Annotated in this window: 1 pseudogene; it reads right to left on the bottom strand. The window is 35.6% G+C overall.

Features of this window, described 5'->3' with window-relative positions:
• Positions 1 to 376 (bottom strand): annotated as a pseudogene (locus tag GNY06_RS02820) (DDE-type integrase/transposase/recombinase); the annotation flags it as partial.

Genomic DNA, 376 nt, shown 5'->3' with positions numbered 1-376 from the left:
TAATAGGACAACCAACTTGTTTAAGTCTAATTGCAGTTCTTCAATACTTCTGTAAATTTTCTTTCTAAAAGCTATGGCATAAAACTCGTGCTGTATCGTTCTGTGAAAACGTTCACAAATGCCATTGGTCTGAGGACTTTTAGCCTTGGTCTTTGTGTGATCACTATCTTCAATGGCTAAATAAATCTGGTATTCATGCTGTTCTCTTATTCCACAGTATTCCGTTGCTCTGTCTGTTAAAATTCTGATTAAACGAAGTTCCTGCTGCTCAAAGAAAGGGACTACCTGATCATTAAGCATGTCATCAGCAATAAGAGCATTTTTACGGTCATATAGTTTTGCTAATACTACTTTGGAATACGTGTCAATAAAAGTT

This window comes from Elizabethkingia argenteiflava, assembly GCF_009904105.1.
GTDB classification, from domain to species: Bacteria; Bacteroidota; Bacteroidia; order Flavobacteriales; family Weeksellaceae; genus Elizabethkingia; species Elizabethkingia argenteiflava.
Note: the sequence above shows the minus strand (reverse complement) of the source record. Positions and strands in the feature narration are given on the sequence as shown.